The organism is Halomonas citrativorans (assembly GCF_014898005.1).
GTDB lineage: Bacteria > Pseudomonadota > Gammaproteobacteria > Pseudomonadales > Halomonadaceae > Vreelandella > Vreelandella citrativorans.
The window spans coordinates 1-452 of sequence record NZ_JABUYX010000074.1 but is presented as its reverse complement, the minus strand read 5'-3'; the positions used below and the strand labels follow the sequence as shown (position 1 = coordinate 452).

The window sequence follows — 452 nt, the reverse complement described above, 5'->3', positions numbered from 1 at the left end:
AACCTGCGGCTGGATCACCTCCTTAAACGATGCGTCATCCCTCGCGGTAAACGTCCACAATGAATTACCTGATCAGATCATAGAGCAAACGGCTTAAGCACGATCCCCTCTTGGGTCTGTAGCTCAGTTGGTTAGAGCGCACCCCTGATAAGGGTGAGGTCGGCAGTTCAAGTCTGCCCAGACCCACCAAATTTTATCCATCTCTGCGTTATTTTATGACTCGCATAGCAGGCTATGCTTCGCCATAAAATGCCTTGTGATGAATAAAATTCCGAGAGGTAAGTGTCTAAAATGGGGCCATAGCTCAGCTGGGAGAGCGCCTGCCTTGCACGCAGGAGGTCAGCGGTTCGATCCCGCTTGGCTCCACCATTATCCTGACCGTTTGTTTGTTTTGTGACCATTGATAAGTCGCACGTTTTTAGACGTCGCTTTATCACTGTTCATTGAACAGT

At 49.1% G+C, this 452-nt stretch carries 2 tRNA genes; both read left to right on the top strand.

Features of this window, described 5'->3' with window-relative positions:
- Window positions 1–112 precede the first annotated feature (112 nt).
- A tRNA-Ile gene (locus INT20_RS17970) sits at window positions 113–189 on the top strand.
- A 104-nt stretch (window positions 190–293) separates the two neighbouring features.
- Window positions 294–369, top strand: a tRNA-Ala gene (locus INT20_RS17965).
- The last annotated feature ends 83 nt before the right edge of the window (window positions 370–452 follow it).